1 pseudogene is annotated in these 442 nt (G+C 76.2%); it reads left to right on the top strand.

Annotation, left to right across the window (positions count from 1 at the left end):
- Positions 1 to 442, top strand: a pseudogene (locus GT354_RS15505) (adenosylcobinamide kinase/adenosylcobinamide phosphate guanyltransferase); the annotation flags it as partial.

The following is a 442-nucleotide window of genomic DNA, read 5'->3' as shown; positions in this document are numbered from 1 at the left end:
GTTCGACCTGAACGAGCACCGAATACGCGTCCTGCCGGGCGGCACGCCGGGGCGCGTCGCGTACGAGGTGACCGGGGCCGACGGCACGCGGTTGCTGTACGCGCCGCCGTCGACACTGCCGCCCGAGGCGGAGGCGACTCGGGCGTGGACGGGTGAGGGCGGTCACTACGACATCGTGCTGCTCGACGTGGTGTCGTGGCCGGAGCGGCTGGCGACGTTGCGGCGCGACGGCGCGGTCACCGAGGACACCGACGTGCTCGCGATCCACCTGTCGCACGAGTCGCCCCCGGGTGAGGAGTTGCACCGCCGACTGGCCGCGTGGGGCGCTCGCGCGGTGCCCGACGGCGGCCTGGTCCGGGTCGGCGCGGACGCCGCGGCGCCGGCTCCGCGTCCGCACCGCACGCTCGTCCTCGGCGGCGCCCGCTCGGGCAAGTCGGCCGAG

This window comes from Streptomyces sp. SID3343, from assembly GCF_009865215.1.
Classification (GTDB): Bacteria; Actinomycetota; Actinomycetes; order Streptomycetales; family Streptomycetaceae; genus Embleya.
The sequence above is the reverse complement of the archived record's forward strand: the minus strand, read 5'-3'. Positions and strand labels throughout refer to the sequence as shown.